This window comes from Arthrobacter sp. MDT2-3, assembly GCF_059090465.1.
The window spans coordinates 365764-386268 of sequence record NZ_JBNHFS010000002.1 but is presented as its reverse complement, the minus strand read 5'-3'; the positions used below and the strand labels follow the sequence as shown (position 1 = coordinate 386268).

Sequence of the window (20505 nt, the reverse complement as noted above, 5' to 3'; positions counted from 1 at the left end):
GGCCGGGGTTTACGGAACTGGCGGCGGGCCGGATTCTCTATTCAGCACAGATGTGTTAAAAAATGGAGTGCCTAAAATTGTCAATGCCGAAGCCCGGCGCCAGGACGTGGTCGAAGCGGTCTGGCGGATCATCGCAGTGGACGGGCTGGAAAAGGCGTCGCTCCGGGAAGTGGCAGACGAGGCGGGGCTGGCCGTCGGGTCCGTAAGGCACTACTTCGCGGGAAGCGAGGAGCTGCTCACGCATTCCTTTGCGACCGTCGTCGACCGTATCGTTGCCAGGCTGGTTGAAGCCCTGCCCGCCTTGGAGAAGAACCCGCCCGCAAGCCCTGAACACCGGGAAGCGGTTTTAACACTCTTGGGCGAACTGCTGCCGCTGGATGAACGGCGGGCTGTGGAGGCCTGTGTCTGGATGGCCTTTCGGAACGCCGCCAGGATCAGACCCTTCCTTGCAACGGAGGCAGATCGCAGCCACCGGGAAGTCGCGGCCTTGATGGGACGCACCATCACCACCCTGATGCCCGCCGGTGAACCCGAGGAAGCACTGGTGGTGGAGGCTGAAAGACTCCTGGCGACCCTCGACGGACTATGTATGCATGCCCTGCTCCAGCCAGCCTGGATGACGGCCGGCATCTGCAGGGAGGTGTTGGAGCGGCACCTTGACGGGCTTGCGGCGTGACTGCCGTTAACGTCATCGAACATGGGGAATAGACTGATAACCGGGGGCGTGACACCGGATCAACAGGACCGGTCACAACGCGCCAGGGAAGGATTTCGGATGCACCAAACAGGCGGTTCCGGCTGGCAGATCACCACCGACACGTCCGGACCGATGATGATCGCCCTGTACGTCCGCGATGCAGCCGGGCTGGACGGCGCCGGCCATCCGGCCCTGTCGCATGCCGCGCCCAAAATCCGCCCTGCAGACCATTCCCACCTCACTGCCGATGTTGGTGGCCTGAGCGGGCTTAAGACGGAGTGGGAGGCCTGGTGGGCGCAGTTACTGAAGGCCCATCCCCAGACGTCGCCGGAACTGTCGCCGCCTGATTTTGAGGCCTTTGGCAATTCGCCGGCGCTGCAGCGTGTACTGCAGGCGCACTTCGGCTCTGCCCTCACCTGGGCGCGGGAGCGCAGGAGCGAATACGCCGAGCTGGAAGCAGAGCGGGCTGCCATCGGTACAGACCAGCTGCTGGAGGACATGGTTGATGACAGGCTGTTGGAGGTAGGGCGGGACGCCCGCGACTTCAAGTTGACCATCATCGAGCTGCCTCTGAATGAGCAGCGGGCGTGGTACCTCGAGCCGGACAAAATCATCATGAGCCACGAGCTGATGGGCCAGCCCGAGCTGTTCCGCAGCTATGTCCAACCGGTGGTGGAGATCCTGGCTTAGGACGGCCAGCAGGCTCAGCCCTCGACGCCAACCGGTGACACAGTGATCCGGACCTGGCCGTCAGAGCCTGATGATTCCTGCCAGCCGTTCCGCTGTCCCCGGTCCCAGGTCCGTCCAGCCACCTGTACCTGCGTCACTTCATACACCTTGGCGTTTGCCACGGCCCACTGGGCAACCGACCAGGCCTGGCTGCCGGCGGCTTCCACCACCAGCGTCTGGCCTTCCACAGCCGTGACCAACGGCCCGTAGGCCTGGGCCAGTCCCGCCGAAACGGCGCCAGGGTCTCCGGCAGCCGATGCGGAACGGAGCGTGCATTGAACGGCTTCGGGCGTCTGGCCGGACAGTCCGGAGGCAAAGAAGCGCCCCATCTGCTCATGCTGCGCATAGGCGGTGGGGAAAGCGGACCGCTGGACCCGCTGCGCCGCTTCGGTGATCTCCATCGACTCATAGCCCGGGATTTGGACCAAAGCGTCGTAAAAGGCGTTTGCTGCATAGTACGGGTCCATGACCTGCGCCTCGCTGCCCCAGCCCTGGGACGGGCGCTGCTGGAACAGCCCCCGCGAATCAGGGCCTGCCTGGTCTCCGTGGTCGATGTTCCGCAGCTTGGACTCCTGCATCGCGGTGGCAAGCGCTATGGTCGCGGCCCGCGGCGGGAGCCCCCGCTGGACAGCGACGGCGGTGATCAGGGAAGCGTATACCGCCTGGTCGGGTGCCAGCTCTGCCGTTCCTCCGCCCACGACGGCGATGCAGCGTTCCGAAACAAGGGTTTCGGAACGCTGCACAAAAAACACCGCCGCATAGACGCCGCCGATCACCAGTGCGAGGGCGAGCAGCAGCACCAGGAGCCTGCGCAGGCCTTGGCTTCGTGCCATAGGGATCAGTTGGCGTGCAGGGCGTCGTTCAGTTCCACGGACTGGCCCGCACGGGGAAGGACCTCCACAGCACCGTTGGTGGAGTTGCGGCGGAACAGCAGGTTGGGGACGCCGGAGAGCTCCGCTGCCTTAACGATCTTGGTGGTGTCTTCGCCTACCTCGTCCTTGGGACCAGGTACGCGCACCCGGGTTCCTGCCGTGACATAGAGGCCGGCTTCCACCACCGAGTCGTCGCCGATGCTAATCCCGACGCCGGAGTTCGCGCCGAGCAGTACGCGCTCACCGATGGTGATCTTCTCTTTGCCGCCGCCGGACAGCGTGCCCATGATGGACGCTCCGCCGCCGACGTCGCTGCCGTCACCGGTCACTACACCCGCGGAAATCCGGCCTTCGACCATGGAAGTGCCCAGCGTGCCCGCGTTGAAATTGACGAAGCCTTCGTGCATGACCGTAGTGCCTTCGGCGAGGTGTGCACCCAGGCGCACGCGGTCGGCGTCGGCGATCCTGACGCCCGTGGGGACCACGTAGTCCACCATGCGGGGGAACTTGTCGATGCCGTACACGGTGACTGCCCCGCGCCGGCGCAGCCGGGCGCGGGTCAGTTCGAAGCCCTCCACCGCGGCCGGCCCGAAGTTGGTCCACACAACGTTCGGCAACTTGCCGAAGATGCCGTCCAGGTTGATGGTGTTCGGCCGGACCAGGCGGTGCGAGAGCAGGTGCAGGCGAAGGTAGGCGTCCGCGGTGTCGGCCGGGGCTTCATCGAGGTTGATCTGGACAAAGACCACCTTCTGCTCCGTGCCGCGGTCCTCATCGGTGCCGCCTTCGGCGATCCGGGTGAGAACGTCATCCGCGTTCTCCACTGCACGCAGGTTTTCGGCGGCTACACCCAGGGCCGGGGCCGGGAACCAGACGTCCAGGACGGTGGCATCATCTGCGTTGCCCTTGGCGGACGCAATGGTGGCCACGCCGAAGCCGTAGGCGGAGCGTTCTTCGGTGGGGGCGTTCTGGGTTTCGGGCACAGCGGAGGAAGCAGTTTCAGTCATGGCCCCAGTCTATCGATGGCGGGGGACCTGCTCCGAACTAGACTGGCTCCGTGACTGCCGAAACCGCCCCCGGACCTTCCACCCTACCGCTCGACCTGCGCCAGGACGTTGCGCTCCTGACCGCCGCCATCATGGACATCAACAGCGTGTCCGGAAATGAGACCGCGTTGGCCGATGCCGTGGAAGCGGCCCTGCTGACCATTCCGGGCCTGCACGTTGTCCGCGACGGCGACTCGATCATTGCCCGCACGGAGCTGGGGAACGCCGAACGCGTCATCCTGGCAGGCCACCTCGATACCGTTCCGCTGCCCCTGACTGAAGGGTCCAGGGGTACGGTTCCATCCAGCTGGGAATCCGGGGTGCCCGGGGAGGGCGTGCTGTACGGCCGCGGTGCCACCGACATGAAGGGCGGCGTCGCGGTTCAGCTGGCGCTTGCCGCCACAATGTTCGACGGCGGGGCGGCGCCCAAGCGGGACGTCACCTTTGTTTTCTACGACCACGAGGAAGTGGAGGCCGTAAAGAGCGGCCTGGGCCGGCTGGTGCGCAACCATGGCAACCTGCTTGGCGGCGACTTCGCCATCCTGCTGGAACCGACCGACGGCACGGTGGAGGGCGGCTGCAACGGGACAAGCCGGTTTGAGGCAACAACAGTGGGCGAGGCAGCGCACTCGGCCCGGGCATGGATGGGCAGCAACGCCATCCATGCAGCGGCACCCATCCTGGCCAGGCTGGCGGCCTACGAACCTGCCACTGTCAACGTGGACGGGCTGGAATACCGCGAGAGCCTCAACGCGGTAAAAATCAACGGTGGCACCGCCGGCAATGTTATTCCAGACCGGTGCGTGGTGGAGATCAACTACCGCTTTGCACCGGACAAGACCCCCGACCAGGCAGAAGCGGTGGTGCGGGAACTTCTTAAAGGCTTCGACGTCGTCCGCACCGACGCTGCCGCCGGTGCACGCCCGGGGCTCCAGCACCCCGCGGCCGCTTCCTTCGTTGCCGCCGTCGGAGCCGAGCCAAAGCCCAAATACGGCTGGACCGACGTCGCGCGGTTCAGTGCACTGGGGATCCCGGCGGTGAACTTCGGGCCGGGGGATGCCCTGCTGGCCCATAAGGACAACGAGCACGTCCATGCCGACGCCATTCGTAAGTGCCTGCACGCGCTGCAGGACTGGCTGGCAGCCTGACTTAAATGGCAGTGGCCCGGACCAAAGGTCCGGGCCACTGTTGCAGGAAGGTATCAGGGGACGGGTGCTTCGGCTTTTTCGGGTTCGGCCTTGGCCACGCCGCCTGCCGCCTTCTTGGATCCGCGGCGCTCAATCCACACTGCGATGCGTGAAACGCAGATGTTGATGGCAATGTAGATCGCCGCTGCCACGAAGAAGATGGGGAACAGGAACTGTGTACCCAGGAAGTCAGCCATCACCTGCACGGCACGCAGCAGCTCGCCGTACGCCACGATATAGCCGAGTGAAGTGTCCTTCAGGAGGACCACCATCTGGGCTACGAGCGAGGGCATCATGCGCCGGATGGCCTGCGGCAGCTCGATCAGCATCCGGGACTTGAAGCTGGTCAGGCCAATGGCCAGGCCGGCTTCCCGCTGCCCCTTGGGAAGCGACTGGATGCCCGCACGGATGATTTCCGCGAACACTGCCGAGTTGTAAAGCACCAGGCCGGTGACGACGGCAATGAACGGCGAGGTTCCGAACCCCAGCAGGATGAAGAGCATCATCAGGACTACCGGCATGCCGCGGAGGAACTCCAGCAGCACCCGGACAGGGATGCGGATGAAGGCTGCATCCGAGATGCGCAACAGGCACAGCAGGAGGCCGAGCGGGAAGGCGATCACTGCTGCCAAAGCCGCGGCGCTGAGGGTTGCGCTCAATCCGTTGCCCAGGAGTGTCCACACGTCTGCACGGGTGAAGATGGCCCACCGGCGCCCTTCAAAAATGCCTTGCTGGGCAAAGGTCATGATGATCCAGGCAAGCAGGCCCAGGATCAGCAGGGAACCGACGATCGAACCAATCAGGGATATCCGCCGGGCCTTCGGGCCGGGAACGTCATAAAGTACCGAGGTCATCGGGCAATCGCCACCTTTCGTTCCACCGTGCTGGCGAGGATGCCCAGCGGAACGGTGAGGAGCAGATAGAAGAACGCAACGCCCAGCAGCACGGGGATCACGGCGTCACCGTTGGCGTTGGCCAACTGGCGGCCGTAGCCGAACAGTTCCAGGACGAAGAACGCGCCGGCCACCGAAGAGTTCTTTACCAGTGCGATCAGGATGTTGATCAACGGCGGGACCACCGTCCGAAGGGCCTGCGGGAGGATGATGAGGTTCAGGACCTGCCCGAAGTTCATGCCGATGCTGCGGGCGGCTTCGGCCTGGCCAACGGGAACACTGTTGACACCCGAGCGGACAGCTTCGGCGATGAACGCTGCGGTGTAGGTACTGAGGGCAATGATGGCTGCAACCTCAAACTGCTCGAAGGTAACGCCGAGCCGGGGGAGAACGATCGCTGCGAAGAAGAAGGCGATGGTCAGCGGGGTGTTCCGGAGAACCTCCACGTAGACCATGCTGAAGCCGCGGAGTGCTGCTACGGGGGAGACCCTGGCTGCCGCCAGCAGCGTGCCAAGAACCAGGGCGATGACTCCGGAAACGGCGGAAAGGAAAAGCGTGCGGAGAAAACCGTTCCAGTACAGGGGCAGGTTTTCAAGAATGACGTCCATAAAATCCTTTGGATGTGGGCGTGGACGGGAGCGGAGACGGTGGTTGCCGGGGCTGCAGAACAGCCCCGGCAACTAGCGGCGTTACCTAGTAACGGTCGAGCTCGGGCAGCTCAGGGGCAGTCTTGATGACTGAACCTGCGGTATCTTCCCATGCCTTCTTGTAGGACCCGTCCTCCTGGAACGCTTCGAGCTGGTCGTTGATCCAGTTGCGGAACTCGGTGTCGTCCTTCTTCAGGCCGATGCCGTAGGGCTCCTTCGTAAAGGTCTCGTCCGAAGCGAGCTTGAAGGCGTCCGGCTCCTTGTCCACGAAACCGGCCAGGATCACGTTGTCGGTGGTGACTGCTTCAACCTGCTTGTTGCGAAGGGGCTCCAGGCAGGCGGAGTAGGTGGCTGCAGGGACGAGCTCTGCACCGTACTTGTCCACAATCGTCGCGGCGGGGGTCGAGCCGGTGACCGAGCAGACCTTCTTGCCCTTGACGTCCTCGGGGGTCTTGATGGTGTCGTTGTCCTTGTTCACCATCAGTGCCTGGCCGGCCTCGTAGTACGGTCCGGCAAAGCTGACAACCTGCTTGCGCTTGTCGTTGATGGTGTACGTGGCGATCACCAGGTCAACCTTGCCCTGCTCGATGAACGGCTCGCGGTTGGCTGACACCGTCTCGGACCATTCGATCTTGTCGGCAGCGATGCCCAGCTTGGCGGCGATCAGCTTGCCGATTTCGACGTCGAAGCCCACCGGCTTGCCGTCCAGGCCCACCTGGCCGAAGAGCGGCTGGTCGTACTTGGTACCGATCTTGATGGTTCCGGCCGAGGCGAGCTTTTCCATGGTGGTGCCGGCGGCGAAGGTGGGTGCTGCTTCAACTGAGGGGTCGCTGGTGGTACCGGCTCCGCCTCCGCCACATGCGCTCAGGGACAGGGCGAGGGCAGCGGTAGCCGCCACGAAGAATGACTTCCGCCGGGTCATAAATGCCTTCATGACATTCCTTTCATTGGTGGCCGTGGGTCACGGCCTGGGTGCGAACTTGTGTGTTTGTTCGTAGGTGAATCAGTGGGTGAGGAGCTTGGAGAGGAAATCCTTGGCGCGGTCGCTCTTGGGATTGGTGAAGAACTCCTCAGGGGTGGCGTCCTCAACGATCTGGCCGTCCGCCATAAAGACCACTCGGTCGGCGGCTTTGCGGGCGAAGCCCATCTCGTGCGTGACCACGATCATGGTCATGCCCTCCTTGGCCAGCTGGATCATAACGTCCAGGACCTCGTTGATCATCTCGGGGTCCAGTGCCGACGTCGGCTCGTCGAAAAGCATGACCTTGGGCTTCATCGCCAGGGCGCGGGCGATGGCAACGCGTTGCTGCTGGCCACCGGACAGCTGTGCGGGAAGCTTCGGAGCCTGGTGTCCGACGCCAACCCGTTCAAGCAGCGCCATGGCGTCCTTGTCCGCGGTTGACTTTGCAACGCCCTTGACCTTGATGGGACCAAGGGTGACGTTTTCGAGGATGGTTTTGTGCGCGAAGAGATTGAATGACTGGAAGACCATTCCGACGTCGGCCCGGAGCTGTGCCAGTTCCTTGCCTTCCGCGGGGAGGACTTTTCCATCAATGCTGATAGTGCCGCCTTCAATCGTTTCGAGGCGGTTGATGGCGCGGCACAGCGTGGACTTACCGGAGCCAGACGGCCCGATGACCACGACAACCTCGCCTTTGCGGACCTGCAGGTTGATGTCCTTCAAAACGTGCAGCTGGCCGTAATGCTTATTTACGGCGTTCAGGGAGACGAGGGCATCGCCGGGCACATGAGTAGTCATAGGAAGAATCTAGCGAACAACGCCGTCTTATGATGCGAATCACCCCAAGTTCCTGCGGATCGTGATTCAAGAGATACCTCCCGCAGGCAGGTTAGCCTTGGGGAATGAGCATCAGTGCAGATCCGGCCAAAAACTCCCAGCCGCGCCGTAAAGGACCCCTTGAACTTCGCCGCAAGCAGGCGTCCGTGGAGATGTCCGACCAGCATTTGCTTGATACCAAAGGCCCTGGCCAGTTCGTGCACACTGACCCATGGCGCGTGCTCAGGATCCAAAGCGAGTTCGTCGAGGGGTTCGGGGCGTTGGCTGACCTCGGTCCGGCCGTCAGCGTCTTCGGTTCAGCCCGGACCAAGCCGGGCAGCCCCTACTATGAGATGGGCGTTGAGGTGGGGCGGAAGCTGGCCGAGGCCGGCGTCGCGGTGATCACCGGAGGCGGACCGGGGTCCATGGAAGCCGCCAACCGCGGCGCCGTTGAAGGTAACGGCGTATCCGTCGGACTCGGCATTGAGCTCCCTTTCGAGCAGGGCCTGAACCAATGGGTGGACCTGGGGATTAACTTCCGGTACTTCTTTGCCCGCAAAACCATGTTCGTAAAGTACGCGCAGGGATTCATCGTCCTGCCTGGCGGCCTTGGCACGCTGGATGAACTCTTCGAAGCCATGGTCCTGGTGCAGACCAGGAAGGTGACGTCCTTCCCGATCGTGCTGCTCGGCGTCGACTTCTGGGGCCCGATGATCGATTGGATCAGGGGCACGCTCGTGGCTGAGAGGATGGTCTCGGAAAAGGACCTGGACCTGATCCAAGTGGTGGATGACCCGGCGGAAGCGGTGGACCGGGTGCTCCACGTGGCCGTCACGCCCTCCCTGAACGGCGAACAGCGCCCGGAATAACAAAGGCGGCCACGTCTGGCACGATGGGATAGTGACTTTTTTTCTGGTCTTCCTTGCCGTTGCCCTGATCGGCGCTGTCCTCTGGGCCGGTGCAGGGGGCCGTTCCGGCAAGCCCGGCGGCCGCGCCCTGCCTGCCCTGCTGGACGCCGGCCTTGACCAGCCTCCCGCTAACCTTCCCCCGGTCCTCCTGCCAGCCAATGCGGCGCCACAGGACGTGGACCGCGTGCGGTTTTCGCTGGGCCTCCGGGGCTACCGGATGGACCAGGTGGACCAGGTGCTCGATGAGTTGAGGGACCAGCTTGCGGCAAGCCGGCAGGAAGTTGAGATCCTGAAGGCCAGGCTGGAGGCCATGGAAGATGCAGGGCCCGCCGCTGGAACGGCGGCGGAGCCCGCGGCTGGGACAGGTGCACAGGCGGATCCGCCGGCGGCGGAAATCCATGGGCATGCCGGCGCAGGGGCCGGGGAGGTCCGGGAGTGAGCACTGCCACCCGGCGGGGAACGGGCGTTTCAGCGTCGGTCCAGGCGCTCGCCGTCCGCTTCGGCGCAACCGTCCGCGGCTGGCCCTGGTGGTTGCAGGTCTCGGCCATCTACATCGCGGCCAGGTCCGTCAGCGCCGCGATTTTTATGGCTGCCGCCTTGCACCAAGGGCCCAACCCCTGGTTCCCGGCCAAGCCCGACTACTGGAACTTCATCAACATCTGGGACGCGCGGTGGTACGGCAGGGTTATCGCCACCGGTTATCCCGCCACCCTTCCGGTCGATGACGCAGGCAATGTCCAGGAGAATACGTGGGCCTTTTATCCCCTGTACCCGTCGCTGGCAGGAGGGCTCAGCAGACTGACGGGGTTGGCCCCTGCTGCTTCGCTGACCATTATCGCCATGCTGTCCGGTTTGGCTGCCGCCCTGGTGGTCTATGCGCTTTTCCGGCATAAGGCAGCACACGGGCCGGCACTGTGGGCAGTGACGTTCTTCGCCACCTTCCCTGTGTCCGCGGTGCTCCAGGTGCCATATGCCGAACCGTTGTCCCTGTTGCTGCTCGCGGCCGCATTGCTGCTGGTAGTCCGGCGGCAGTACCTGTGGGCGATCCCCGTGGTGGTGATGCTGTGCCTCTCGCGTCCGGTGGGCGTTCCATTCGCGGCCATGCTGGGGCTCCTCCTGGTCCACCGGCTGGTGCAGCGCCTGGGCGGCCGGGAACCGGGTCCGCACTCCGTCGGGGACCTGGCGGCCCTTACTGCTCTAACGGCAGTGGCAGGCCTCGCGGCACTGGCGTGGCCGGCGGCCGCCTGGGCGGCAACGGGGGACATCCAGGCCTATACCAAGACTGAAACAGTATGGCGGGGCCAAAATCTGGTGCCGTTCAAGCCCTGGTTCGACACCGGCGTCGACCTCTTCGGCCCGGTGCTCGGAGTGGTGGCGCCTTTCGTTTTCGTGGCGCTCTTCGGCGCGATGCTGTACCTTCCGCCGATAGTTCGGCTCGGGGCCGAACTTCGGCTGTGGTGCGCCTGCTACGTGGGCTACCTGGTGATGTTCCTCCACCCGCAGACCAGTACTTTCCGTATGCTGCTGCCGCTTTTCCCACTGGCGCTGGGTGCCGCGCTCCTGTCACAGTCCCGGGCTTACCGCGGAACTGTCGTGGTGATGTTCGTGTTGTTGCAGATCGTGTGGATTGTCTGGCTGTGGGCGTGGGCGCAGCTGCCAGGCGGCGGGGATTATCCACCGTAGAAAAAACCGGCTTCTGTGCAGGTCAGACTGCAAATTGGACCCGCCCACAAATGTCCATCGATTAGCTACGGGCGGGTAATTCCGCGATAATGGTAGGTAAGCAAGGACAATAAGCATTCAGAATACGCGCAGCCCCGGCGGTGTCCATCCACTCCGCCATGGCAGCTTGATCTACATGCGGACACAGCCCACCCGGGCTGATCAGTCCTGGGACTAAATGGAGGGGAATTCCTCATGGCGGCTATGAAACCACGCACCGGCGACGGCCCAATGGAAGTCACCAAGGAGGGCCGCAGCCTGATCATGCGCGTCCCGCTCGAAGGCGGCGGGCGCCTGGTGGTCGAACTGAATGCAGCCGAAGCGGCCAACCTCAAGGAATGCCTGGTCGGCGTTACCGAATGATTGTGCCGGACAGGGTCCGCTAGCCTTCGGGCTGCGGATCCTGTCTTATTTTTTGACCGCTACGAGCAGGCCGTCGCCGGTGGGAAGCATGGCGGAGGCCAGCCTCTCGTCGTCGCGAATGCTCTTCCCCACCTGGCGCAGGACCACCGTGGTGGCCTCGCGGCCCGCAGGGTTGGCTACCTTGTCCTTGTCCAGTGCATCGTTGATGATCAGCAGCCCGGCGGGCTTCAGGAGCCGGATGGCCTGCTCCACATAACCGGGAAGTCCCGGCTTGTCAGCGTCGATGAACACCAGGTCGTACGCGCTGTCCGTGAGGCGCGGCAGGACGTCCCCTGCGCGGCCGGAGATGGTGCGGGTGCGGTTGGCCGGGCTGCCGGCCTCCGAGAAGGCTTCCCGTGCGGCTTTGAGGTGTTCGACGTCCACGTCAATGGTGGTGAGGACAGCGTGCGGACCGAGGCCGCGGAGCAGACAGACACCCGAGACGCCTGCACCGGTTCCGATTTCGACGGCGGTCTGCGCCTTCGACGCGGCAGCGAGGACGGTGAGGACGGCGCCCACGCCGGGCCCGATGGGGGTCACGCCCAATTCAAAGGAACGTTCCCGGGCCCGCAGCATGACCTCATCCTCAGCGGGCAGATCTTCTGCATAGGACCAGCTGGTGGACTTGTCGGCGCTCATGGGTTTTCGCTTTCTGGGCGGCAGGGGGAGTGTCCTCTACAGCCTACTGTGTCGTTCGGCAACAGCCGGGAAGGCGGGCTGTTGCGCCCACGGCTGAAGTTACCCGGCAGTCAGGAAATTCCCAGCCAAGTTTGAAATGATTATTATCTGGTCATCCATAGGGTGGGCGGCGCCGAATTAGAGATGTCAACAGTATCCGGGCGTAAGCATTCCACGAGGGGAGTGGACGATGTCATCATCAGTTGTGGCACCTGTCCCTGCAGCAAACAAGCCTGAGTCCGAGTGGGTGCGCCCTACTTGGGAAGAAGTGGTGACTAACCACTCCGCGAAGGTTTACCGGCTGGCTTACCGCCTGACCGGAAACAAGTACGACGCCGAAGACCTCACCCAGGAGGTGTTTGTCCGCGTTTTCCGTTCGCTGGAAAATTTTAAGCCCGGAACGCTGGACGGCTGGCTGCACCGCATCACCACGAATCTCTTCCTTGACCAGGCGCGGCGGAAAACACGCATCCGGTTTGACGCCCTTGCGGAGGACGCTGAGTCGAGGATCCCCGGGCGGGAACCTGGCCCGGAGCAGAGCTTCGAGCTGAACAACCTGGACCTTGATGTCCAGGCCGCCCTCGAGGAACTCCCGCCGGACTTCCGTGCAGCTGTGGTTCTTTGTGATCTTGAAGGCCTGTCCTACGACGAAGTTGCCGAGGCCCTGGGTGTCAAGCTCGGTACGGTGCGCTCCCGCATCCACCGTGGCCGCACCATGCTCCGCGAAAAGCTGGCCCACCGTGACCCGCGACCGCAGCAGTCCAGGCCCAAGCTGTCATTGCCGCGCATCGCCGGCATCCTCTGAACGGCACATGAGGCCCCAGTTTCCGCTCAGCCGCAGGCATCAGCGCACCGCCAGCCATATCCAGTCCTGCCATGAATGTGCTTCAGCCCTGCACCGGGAGCGGCAGTACTTGGAGCGGCTGCGGGATGCGCCCATCCCGCCGGCCAGCGATGACCTGACCGCCCGGCTGCTGGCCAGGACCCAGGAGTTGGCAGCCCGGCCGCCGGTTCCTGCCCCGCATCACCAGGGATCCAGGGCAGCGGTCCGGGTGCTCGCGATGACGGCAGGGGGCACCGTTGCCGCAGCGGGTGTGCTCGCTGCCGGCGCTTTTGCTGTGGCCGGTGAGCCGCTTCAGGCAGATGGTGCTGCAGCCGGAGCCACGCTCTCGCAGGTCTCCGCCCAGACGCCGGCTGACGGGAGGACCCTGAGCGTGGACAGGTTGTCGGGCCTGCGGTCGGAAGGCTGGGTGTGCCCCGAGCTCGGGGCCATGGGATTCCACCTCGAGTCGGCGAAAGCCGTGATGCTCGAGGGCCGCCCCGCCGTCGAACTGAAGCTCTCCGACGGGACCCATTACGCGACCATCACGGAACGGCATAACCCCGGGGGCGCAGAAGAGGAACCTGGTTCGGGGCAGGCCGGCCCGACGTTGCAGATCCTGGCGTCCTCGCCGTGGTCCGCAACCTTTCGGACGCAGGGCCGCACCTTCACCTACGTCTCCGACCTCCCCGCGGAACAGGCCGACGACGCCATGCCCATCCTTCAGCGCCTCAGCGAAAAGGCGGGCCAAGGTGTCGCAGCCGAAGCGCCGGCGGAACCTCCTGCGCAGCATCCTGAACCCGTGGTACAGCGCCTGCAGCGCGGCGTAAACAAGATCGTGGCCCTTTTTACGCAGTAAAGCGGACAGTTTCCACCGCCCGTGGGCGGGAATCGTCACTGGCAGCCCGGAGAGGGTAATCTTCCTAAAGTGTTTGGAATCAACGGCCCGGAGTTCTTTCTTCTGCTGATCATTGGCGTCCTCGTGATCGGTCCCCAACGGCTGCCCGAATACACCCAGAAACTGGCCAACCTGGTCAAGGAAGTCCGCCGCATGGCTTCCGGCGCCCGGGAGCAGATTAAGGAAGAAGTGGGAATCGACATCGATGATGTCGACTGGAAGAAGTACGACCCCCGCCAGTACGATCCCCGGCGCATCATCAAAGAGGCACTCCTGGACGATGACGCCAAGCCCGTCAGCGCCGGTGCGCCTGCCGCCGTCGCAGCCGTCTCCGGCGCCGCCGCCGTAGCGGTGGCTGATGCCGCTCCGAAGCGGCCTGAGAGGGTGCTTCAGTCGCTTCCGCCGGGCGAAGCTGCCCCCTTCGATACGGAAGCCACCTAGCCACCCGACGTGGGGAGGCCTTGGCAGGAACTCAGCGGGGCTGCAGCCCAAGCTTCATGCCGGCCAGACCCCGAGGTTTTGCTGCCAGCCTGCCGGCGATGTCCGAGAGCGCTTGTGCCGCCGGCGTTCCGGCCTGGCCGAGGACGATGGGTACTCCCATGTCGCCGCCCTCGCGCAGTTGGATGTCCAGCGGGATCTGCCCCAGCAGCGGCACGTCGGTGCCCACAGTGGCTGTCAGCCGTTCCGCGAGGACCGCCCCGCCGCCGCTTCCAAACAGCTCCATCCTGCCGCCGTCGGGCATTTCCAGGTAGGACATGTTCTCGATCACCCCGGCCACGGACTGCCCGGTCTGGGTTGCGATGGCGCCGGCCCTCTCGGCGACGTCGGCCGCGGCAGCCTGCGGCGTAGTAACCACCAGGATCTCCGCCTTGGGCAGCAGTTGCGCGACGGAGATGGCGATGTCTCCGGTGCCGGGCGGCAGGTCCAGGAACAGGGCGTCCAGGTCGCCGAAGTAAACATCCGTCAGGAACTGCTCAAGGGCCCGGTGCAGCATGGGTCCGCGCCACGCTACAGGCTGGTTGCCGCTCACGAACATCCCGATGGAGATCACCTTCACGCCGTATGCAACCGGGGGAAGGATCATGTCGTCCACCCGCGTGGGCGCCTGGCTGATGCCCATCAGGCCGGGAACCGAGAAGCCATAGACGTCGGCGTCCACAATTCCGACCCGCAGCCCTTGTGCAGCGAGGGCGCAGGCAAGGTTGACAGTCACGGAGGACTTTCCCACGCCGCCCTTGCCGCTGGCCACCGCGTAGACCCTGGTAAGGGAGCCGGGCTCGTTGAACGGGATGCCGCGCTGGCCGCCGGCCCCGCGGAGCAGCTCCTTGAGGGCATCACGCTGCTCCTGCGTCATCACCTTCAGTTCGACGTCGACGGCGGCCACTCCCGGAACTGCCAGCAGCGCCTTCGTCGCATCGGCTGTGATGGTGTCCCGGAGCGGGCAGCCGGCGATAGTGAGCAGGACAACCAGGGTGGCCCTGCCGTCGTCGGAAACGTCGACGGACTCCACCATGCCCAACTCAGTGATGGGACGGCGGAGTTCGGGATCGATGACCGTGGCCAGGGCGGCATTGACTGCCCCGGCCAGCGAGGTGTTATTGATGGGTGTGCTCCTTAGCGGTCCTGGGTGGAATGCCCCGGCTTCACCCGGGGAATCTGTTGGGTGCGGGGGTTCCGCTGCCTGTCACGCTGATCCTTGAGTTTCTCCCGCACCTTGTCGCGCGGGGACTCATGTTGCCCCTGCCCCGACGGATCATGCGTCCGGAGCTCTTCCTGGGCTTCCAGCACGTCTTCCAACAGCGAGCGCAGCTCGGCGCGGACGTAGTCGCGCGTTGCCACCTCACGCAGCGCGATCCGCAACGATGCCAGTTCCCGGGTCAGGTATTCGGTATCGGACAGGTTGCGTTCAGCACGCTGGCGGTCCTGCTGGAGGGAGACGCGATCACGGTCGTCCTGGCGGTTCTGGGCCAGCAGCAGCAGCGGTGCCGCATAGGACGCCTGCAGGGACAGCATCAGGGTCAGCAGGGTGAAACCGAGGTCCCGGGAGTCGAACTGCCAAGCCAGCGGTGCCCATGTGTTCCAGGCCAGCCAGACGACGACGAAGACCGTCATGTAGACGAGGAACTGCGGCGTACCCATGAAACGGGCGAAGCCTTCGGTGGCGTGGCCGAAGGCATCCGGATCAGGGGAGAACTTGGGCAGGATCCGCTGGCGGCCGCTCAGCGGCGTGTCGAGGCTGCCCTTCGCCGCCGCCTTGGCGGGGTTCCGCAGGTTGGGGTTCTTGGGAGCGCCAATGTCAGCCAATGCGGCCACCGAGCCTTCTTATCGGGGCTTCGCCGTCATGGGCTCGCCAGTCGTCCGGCAACAGATGATCCAGAACGTCATCAACAGTCACCGCCCCCACAAGCCGGCCGGCGTCGTTGACCACCGGAAGGGAGTTCAGATTATAGGTAGCCAGGGTCCGTGCCACTTCGCTGATGTGGGCCTGGTCGGACAGCGGCTCAAGGTTCTTGTCCACCAGGTTTCCCAGCGGTTCGAACGGCGGGTATCGAAGCAACTGCTGGATGTGGACCACGCCAAGGAAGCGCCCGGTAGGTGTCTCCAGCGGAGGCCTGGTAATAAAAATGGACGATGCAAGCGCGGGGGAGAGCTCCTCGCGCCGGACATGCGCCAGTGCCTCGGCCACCGTGGCCTCAGGCGGCAGGATGACCGGGACCGGCGTCATGAGGCCGCCGGCAGTGTCTTCGTCGTATTCCAGCAGGCGCCGCACATCCTCAGCGCCCTCGGGCTCCATCAGCTGGAGCAGTTCCTCCGCCTGGGCCGAGGGGAGCTCGCCGAGGAGGTCGGCGGCGTCGTCGGGGTCCATTTCCTCCAGGACATCGGCGGCGCGCTGCACGTCCAGGGCGGAGAGGATCTCCACCTGGTCATCCTCCGGCAGCTCCTGGAGGACGTCGGCCAGGCGCTCGTCCTGCAGCTCACTGGCCACCTCGAAGCGGCGCTTGTCGCTCATCTCCTGGAGAGCTTCGGCGAAGTCCGCGGGCTTGAGGTCTTCGTGGTTCGCGACGAACTGGGTGGCTGCCTGGGGCTCGGTGCGGGGCCCCTGCAGAGCGTCAGCCCAGTCGATGATGAGGGTTTCGTTCCGGCGGAGCCTGCTCAACGGCGAGAGGGAATGGCCCCGCCGGACAAAAAGCTTGCTGACGAACCAGTCGCGGGAGCGGTGCTGGTCCATGGCGATGTCTTCGATAGTGGCGTCGCCGCTGCCGTCCCGGAGTGTGACACGGCGGTCGAACATCTCCGCCACCACCAGGGTTTCGGCGCCGCGCTGCTCGAAGCGGCGCAGGTTGACCAGGCCGGTGCAGATGATCTGGGTCTGGTCGATGGAGGTGATCCGCGTCATGGGCACGAAGACCCGTTTCTTTCCTGGAACCTCCACCACGATGCCCACCACGTGCGGGGCACCCTGGGTGCCGCGGGAGAGCACAACAACATCGCGCAGCCGGCCCAGCCGGTCGCCCAGCGGGTCGAAGACGTCCAGGCCCAGTAGGCGCGCCACGAAGACGCGGGTAGGAGTTGTGCTCACTCCTACAGGCTACCGAGTCTGCTCTCTTTTAGCTGAATTTACAGGCAGCACACATAGTCATGGGCAAGAATGGGACTATGGCAAACATTTTTGGCGCTCCCAAGGCTGGCGGGCCCAACGGCGTGGACGAAGCCCGCGCGGTTCCCACCGGCGACACCGTCGGCTCCTACACGTCCTATCTGGACGCCCAGAAGGCTGTGGACTACCTCGCGGACCAGCAGTTCCCGGTCCACATGGTATCCATCGTGGGCAACGAACTGAAGATGGTGGAGCGGGTCACGGGGCGCCTGAGCTACCCGCGCGTGGCTCTGTCCGGGGCGCTGAGCGGTATGTGGTTTGGCCTTTTCGTGGGTGTGATGCTCTCCTTCTTCGCGCCCTCACCGGGATACTTCTCCATCCTGGCATCCGTACTGATGGGTGCTGCCTTCTTTATGCTCTTCGGCATTGTCACCTACGCCATGCAGCGCGGGAAGCGGGACTTCACGTCCACCAGCCAGGTGGTGGCCACCAGCTACGACGTCGTCGTGTCGCCGGAAGCTGCGCACGAGGCGCGCCGGCTGCTGCAGCAGCTGCCGATGACCCGCTCCGACGCCGCCGCGGGCAACGGCCCCTACACGCAGCGGGACTACCCGAACCAGCCCTACCAGCAGCCCGGCCAGGGTCCTGCCCGCCCTTCCGGCTGGAACGATCCGTACGGCCAGTCTGCCGGCAACCAGGTGCAGGAAAACCCCGCTTACGGCGCGCCCGCCGGGCAACAGGCCGACGCCGGGGCGCAGCAGCAGCCCGCGCCGACACCGGCGCGCGCGGTGCGGTATCCCGACCTTCCAGATGGCCGGCCCCAGTACGGCGTCCGGGTTCCCCAGGGTCCTGAAGCCGGGGCCGGCGCGGCGGCGGGCGAACAGCAAACGCCGGCGCAGCAGTCTGCAGGACAGCCCGGGGACGGGCAGCCGGGGGGACAGCGGCCCGTGGATCGGCGCCCTGGTGACGATCAGCGCCCGGACGACTCACGGCAGTAGTCTGGGGCGAAAAGTTGAAAGCAAAAATCGGGGCCACCGGAATTCCGGTGGCCCCGATTTTTTGTCTGCTTAGTTGGCGCCATCGGCTTCGCGGTAGATGCCTGCCATCCAGTTTTCCACGTCATCCGCCTTGCGCGGCAGCGCGGCACTGAGGTTCACGGGACCCTCTGCCGTCATCAGGATGTCATCCTCGATCCGCACGCCGATCCCGCGGTATTCGGCCGGGATGGCAAGGTCCTCTTCCTTGAAGTACAGGCCTGGTTCGATGGTGAACACCATGCCTTCGGTGAGGATGCCGTCCAGGTACAGCTCGCGTTTGGCCTGTGCGCAGTCGTGCACATCGAGTCCCAGGTGGTGGCTGGTTCCGTGCGGCATCCAGCGGCGGTGCTGCTGGCCCTCCGGGCTGATGGCCTCTTCGACGCTGACGGGCAGGAGGCCCCATTCGGCGAGGCGCTCCGCGAGGACGGTGGTGGCGGCGGTGTGGATGTCACGGAAGCGGGTGCCGGGCTGTGCCGCGGCGAACCCCGCGTCTGCGGCGTCCAGCACAGCCTCGTACACCCTGCGCTGGATTTCCGAGAACACTCCCGTGGCCGGCAGGGTACGGGTGATGTCAGCGGTGTACAGCGAGTCTGCTTCCACGCCCGCGTCCAGCAGCAGGAGCTCCCCGGCGTTAATCTTTCCGGTGTTGCGGGTCCAGTGCAGGACGGTGGCGTTGTTGCCCGAGGCCGCGATGGTGTCGTAGCCCAGCTCGTTGCCCACCTCGCGGGCCCGGGCGAAGAATGCACCCTCCACAACGCGTTCACCGCGGGCGTGCGTCAGTGCCCGGGGGAGGGCCTTCACAACCTCTTCGAAACCTTCCACGGTGGCGGCGACTGCGAGCTTCATCTGCTCGATTTCCCACTCATCCTTGAGCAGGCGAAGCTCCGATAGGGCTTCGCTGAGTTTTTCGTCGAGCGCGTCCAGGACGGCAAGGTCCAGGTTGTCGGGGTCCTTCGCCGTGTTGTACCGGGCGGTGTCCACAAGGGCGTCGATGTTGTCGTCCACCTTGCGCACCAGACGGATGGAGATGCCGCCGATTTCAGGGGCGCCCACGTCCTTGGTGATGGCGGTCTCGAGCTGGTCGATGTGTGCCGTCGCCAGGCCGAGGCGGGCCTCGAACTCGGCCAGCGTAGGACGGGCACCGATCCAGAACTCGCCTGAGCGTGCATCGGCGTAGAACTGTTCGGTATCGCGCCCGGCGAGCGGCCGGAAGTAGAGCGTGGCGCGGTGGTTGCCGCCGTCGTCGCCCTTTCCTTCGTCGACGGGCTCCAGGATCAGGACGGCGTCCGGCTCGTGGTCAAGGCCAAGCCCGGTGAGGTGCGCAAAGCCCGAGTGCGGGCGGAAGCGGTAGTCGCAGTCGTTGGAGCGGACCTTCAGCGGGCCGGCCGGTATGACCAGGCGTTCGCCTTTGAACTGGTCCGAGATGGCCTTGCGCCGGGTTGCGGCGTGGCTGGCAACGGCGTCGCGCGCCGGGAGGTCCTGGCTGGACGGCGCCCAGTTGCTGGCCATAAAGGCCTTAAAGGCGTCGGAACTGGGCCGCTGGGAGCGGTTGTTGACCCGCTCTTCCAAGGGCTGGGAAGCAGAATCTGGGGTGTTATCGGCAGCGTTCACGGCACCATCGTCTCACCAGCACGAAGCCTTGTGCGAATACCGCATGAACGGAGGATGCGCGGTCTACTAGGCTGGTGTGGTGAGGATTGACCTGCATGCCCACTCCAACGTCTCCGACGGCACCGAGAAGCCCGCCGACGTGATGGCGTCCGCTGCCCGCGCGGGGCTGGACGTGGTGGCGCTGACCGACCACGATTCCACCGCAGGCTGGGTGGAAGCCTCCGCTGCGGCAGTGGACCACGGCGTTGCACTGGTGCCCGGCATGGAGGTCTCATGCCGGACCGAACAGGGCATCAGTGTCCACCTCCTGAGCTACCTGCACGACCCCGAACATGCCGGGCTGCTGGAGGAGATCACCAAGGCCAAGGATGCCCGGCACACCCGCGCCGAGCGGATGGTCACCCTCCTCGCCGAGGACTACCCGCTCACTTGGGACGACGTCATCCATCACGTTGCTCCGGGTGCCACGCTGGGGCGTCCGCATATCGCCGACGCGCTGGTGGCCGCCGGGGTGGTGGAGGACCGGTCGGAGGCGTTCGCGTCCATCCTCACCTCCCGTTCCCGCTACTTCATCCAGCATTACGCGCCGGACCCTGCCACCGCCGTCGAACTGGTCCGCGCGGCAGGAGGCGTCCCCGTGTTTGCCCATCCGGTAGCCTCCTCGCGGGGCCGCATTGTGGGGGAGCGCGTCTACCAGGAGATGATCGACGCCGGACTGGCCGGCCTGGAGATCGACCACCGCGACAATCCGGAGGAGGGCCGCGACTTCCTGCGCCGGCTCGCCGCAAGGCATGACCTGCTGATCACCGGCTCGTCCGACTACCACGGCACCGGCAAACCCAACCTGCTGGGGGAAAACCTGACGGGGGCGGACGTCCTGGCCCGGATTGAGGACATGGCCACCGGGACCGCCGTCGTCCGTCCCTGAACACGGCACGTAGGTAGCGCCAAGTGTCGTTTTGGGAGCTCAAAACGACACTTGGCGC

General features: G+C 65.0%; 23 protein-coding genes. 12 read left to right on the top strand and 11 right to left on the bottom strand.

Annotated elements, in window-relative coordinates:
• Positions 1 to 67 precede the first annotated feature (67 nt).
• Both AC5RUQ_RS07390 and AC5RUQ_RS07385 read left to right on the top strand, forming a co-directional pair.
• Positions 68 to 676: a TetR/AcrR family transcriptional regulator gene (locus AC5RUQ_RS07390; protein WP_493946702.1), complete on the top strand. Its 609-nt coding sequence runs from the start codon at positions 68 to 70 to the stop codon at positions 674 to 676.
• Between the two features lie 99 nt (positions 677 to 775).
• The gene (locus AC5RUQ_RS07385) at positions 776 to 1387 is read left to right on the top strand and encodes a hypothetical protein (RefSeq protein WP_493946701.1); all 612 of its coding nucleotides are present in this window, start codon (positions 776 to 778) and stop codon (positions 1385 to 1387) included.
• A 14-nt stretch (positions 1388 to 1401) separates the two neighbouring features.
• Here the strand turns inward: AC5RUQ_RS07385 and AC5RUQ_RS07380 are convergent, their stop codons facing one another.
• Both AC5RUQ_RS07380 and dapD read right to left on the bottom strand, forming a co-directional pair.
• Positions 1402 to 2259, bottom strand: coding sequence for a transglycosylase SLT domain-containing protein (locus AC5RUQ_RS07380; protein WP_493946700.1), 858 nt, complete (start codon positions 2257 to 2259; stop codon positions 1402 to 1404).
• Positions 2260 to 2264: 5 nt separating this feature from the next.
• The gene (gene dapD, locus AC5RUQ_RS07375) at positions 2265 to 3302 is read right to left on the bottom strand and encodes a 2,3,4,5-tetrahydropyridine-2,6-dicarboxylate N-succinyltransferase (protein ID WP_493946699.1); all 1038 of its coding nucleotides are present in this window, start codon (positions 3300 to 3302) and stop codon (positions 2265 to 2267) included.
• 50 nt (positions 3303 to 3352) lie between these two features.
• On the opposite strand from dapD, the gene dapE reads away from it, so the two are divergent.
• A complete protein-coding gene (gene dapE / locus AC5RUQ_RS07370) occupies positions 3353 to 4489 on the top strand; it encodes a succinyl-diaminopimelate desuccinylase (RefSeq protein ID WP_493946698.1) in 1137 nt (378 codons plus the stop codon).
• Between the two features lie 53 nt (positions 4490 to 4542).
• Here dapE and AC5RUQ_RS07365 read toward each other — a convergent pair whose 3' ends face one another.
• From AC5RUQ_RS07365 to AC5RUQ_RS07350, 4 genes are all read right to left on the bottom strand, one after another.
• Positions 4543 to 5382 carry an amino acid ABC transporter permease gene (locus AC5RUQ_RS07365; protein WP_493946697.1) on the bottom strand — a complete coding sequence of 280 codons (840 nt, stop codon included), beginning with the start codon at positions 5380 to 5382 and terminating at the stop codon, positions 4543 to 4545.
• Entirely contained in the window at positions 5379 to 6029 is a 651-nt protein-coding gene (locus AC5RUQ_RS07360; RefSeq protein WP_163162150.1) for an amino acid ABC transporter permease, read from the bottom strand. Before AC5RUQ_RS07360 ends, AC5RUQ_RS07365 begins: the two co-directional genes overlap by 4 nt.
• 85 nt (positions 6030 to 6114) lie before the next feature.
• Positions 6115 to 7002 (bottom strand): glutamate ABC transporter substrate-binding protein, encoded by an 888-nt coding sequence (locus AC5RUQ_RS07355; RefSeq protein WP_493946696.1) that lies wholly within the window; start codon positions 7000 to 7002, stop codon positions 6115 to 6117.
• 69 nt (positions 7003 to 7071) lie between these two features.
• Positions 7072 to 7827 carry an amino acid ABC transporter ATP-binding protein gene (locus AC5RUQ_RS07350; protein ID WP_493946695.1) on the bottom strand — a complete coding sequence of 252 codons (756 nt, stop codon included), beginning with the start codon at positions 7825 to 7827 and terminating at the stop codon, positions 7072 to 7074.
• A gap of 104 nt (positions 7828 to 7931) precedes the next feature.
• On the opposite strand from AC5RUQ_RS07350, the gene AC5RUQ_RS07345 reads away from it, so the two are divergent.
• From AC5RUQ_RS07345 to AC5RUQ_RS07330, 4 genes are all read left to right on the top strand, one after another.
• Positions 7932 to 8714 carry an LOG family protein gene (locus tag AC5RUQ_RS07345; protein ID WP_493946694.1) on the top strand — a complete coding sequence of 261 codons (783 nt, stop codon included), beginning with the start codon at positions 7932 to 7934 and terminating at the stop codon, positions 8712 to 8714.
• A gap of 31 nt (positions 8715 to 8745) precedes the next feature.
• Positions 8746 to 9192 (top strand): DivIVA domain-containing protein, encoded by a 447-nt coding sequence (locus AC5RUQ_RS07340; protein WP_493946693.1) that lies wholly within the window; start codon positions 8746 to 8748, stop codon positions 9190 to 9192.
• Positions 9189 to 10436: a hypothetical protein gene (locus tag AC5RUQ_RS07335; protein ID WP_493946692.1), complete on the top strand. Its 1248-nt coding sequence runs from the start codon at positions 9189 to 9191 to the stop codon at positions 10434 to 10436. Before AC5RUQ_RS07340 ends, AC5RUQ_RS07335 begins: the two co-directional genes overlap by 4 nt.
• Positions 10437 to 10670: 234 nt before the next feature.
• The gene (locus AC5RUQ_RS07330) at positions 10671 to 10838 is read left to right on the top strand and encodes a DUF3117 domain-containing protein (RefSeq protein ID WP_009357720.1); all 168 of its coding nucleotides are present in this window, start codon (positions 10671 to 10673) and stop codon (positions 10836 to 10838) included.
• A 45-nt stretch (positions 10839 to 10883) separates the two neighbouring features.
• Here AC5RUQ_RS07330 and AC5RUQ_RS07325 read toward each other — a convergent pair whose 3' ends face one another.
• Positions 10884 to 11516 carry an O-methyltransferase gene (locus AC5RUQ_RS07325; RefSeq protein ID WP_493946691.1) on the bottom strand — a complete coding sequence of 211 codons (633 nt, stop codon included), beginning with the start codon at positions 11514 to 11516 and terminating at the stop codon, positions 10884 to 10886.
• A 229-nt stretch (positions 11517 to 11745) separates the two neighbouring features.
• Here AC5RUQ_RS07325 and sigE point away from each other — a divergent pair, with 229 nt between their 5' ends.
• The 3 genes from sigE to AC5RUQ_RS07310 all read left to right on the top strand — a co-directional run bounded on the left by sigE (position 11746) and on the right by AC5RUQ_RS07310 (position 13714).
• The gene (gene sigE / locus AC5RUQ_RS07320; RefSeq protein ID WP_163162164.1) at positions 11746 to 12360 is read left to right on the top strand and encodes an RNA polymerase sigma factor SigE; all 615 of its coding nucleotides are present in this window, start codon (positions 11746 to 11748) and stop codon (positions 12358 to 12360) included.
• Between the two features lie 7 nt (positions 12361 to 12367).
• Positions 12368 to 13234 carry an anti-sigma factor gene (locus AC5RUQ_RS07315; RefSeq protein WP_493946690.1) on the top strand — a complete coding sequence of 289 codons (867 nt, stop codon included), beginning with the start codon at positions 12368 to 12370 and terminating at the stop codon, positions 13232 to 13234.
• Between the two features lie 69 nt (positions 13235 to 13303).
• On the top strand, positions 13304 to 13714 hold the full coding sequence (locus tag AC5RUQ_RS07310) for a twin-arginine translocase TatA/TatE family subunit (protein ID WP_163162166.1): 411 nt from the start codon (positions 13304 to 13306) through the stop codon (positions 13712 to 13714).
• A gap of 31 nt (positions 13715 to 13745) precedes the next feature.
• Here the strand turns inward: AC5RUQ_RS07310 and AC5RUQ_RS07305 are convergent, their stop codons facing one another.
• From AC5RUQ_RS07305 to AC5RUQ_RS07295, 3 genes are read right to left on the bottom strand one after another with little or no spacing between them, the layout of a single operon-like run.
• Positions 13746 to 14876, bottom strand: a complete 1131-nt coding sequence (locus AC5RUQ_RS07305; RefSeq protein WP_493947183.1) for an Mrp/NBP35 family ATP-binding protein — start codon at positions 14874 to 14876, stop codon at positions 13746 to 13748.
• 11 nt (positions 14877 to 14887) lie between these two features.
• A complete protein-coding gene (locus AC5RUQ_RS07300) occupies positions 14888 to 15586 on the bottom strand; it encodes a DUF1003 domain-containing protein (RefSeq protein ID WP_493946689.1) in 699 nt (232 codons plus the stop codon).
• A complete protein-coding gene (locus AC5RUQ_RS07295; RefSeq protein WP_493946688.1) occupies positions 15570 to 16853 on the bottom strand; it encodes a magnesium transporter MgtE N-terminal domain-containing protein in 1284 nt (427 codons plus the stop codon). The genes AC5RUQ_RS07300 and AC5RUQ_RS07295 overlap by 17 nt, the downstream gene beginning before the upstream one ends.
• Before the next feature lie 77 nt (positions 16854 to 16930).
• Here AC5RUQ_RS07295 and AC5RUQ_RS07290 point away from each other — a divergent pair, with 77 nt between their 5' ends.
• A complete protein-coding gene (locus tag AC5RUQ_RS07290) occupies positions 16931 to 17869 on the top strand; it encodes a YflT domain-containing protein (protein ID WP_493946687.1) in 939 nt (312 codons plus the stop codon).
• A 69-nt stretch (positions 17870 to 17938) separates the two neighbouring features.
• On the opposite strand, the gene AC5RUQ_RS07285 is transcribed toward AC5RUQ_RS07290, so the two are convergent.
• Positions 17939 to 19519, bottom strand: a complete 1581-nt coding sequence (locus AC5RUQ_RS07285) for an aminopeptidase P family protein (RefSeq protein WP_493946686.1) — start codon at positions 19517 to 19519, stop codon at positions 17939 to 17941.
• A gap of 79 nt (positions 19520 to 19598) precedes the next feature.
• Between AC5RUQ_RS07285 and AC5RUQ_RS07280 the strand changes: the two genes are divergently transcribed.
• On the top strand, positions 19599 to 20447 hold the full coding sequence (locus tag AC5RUQ_RS07280; protein WP_493946685.1) for a PHP domain-containing protein: 849 nt from the start codon (positions 19599 to 19601) through the stop codon (positions 20445 to 20447).
• Positions 20448 to 20505 lie beyond the last annotated feature (58 nt).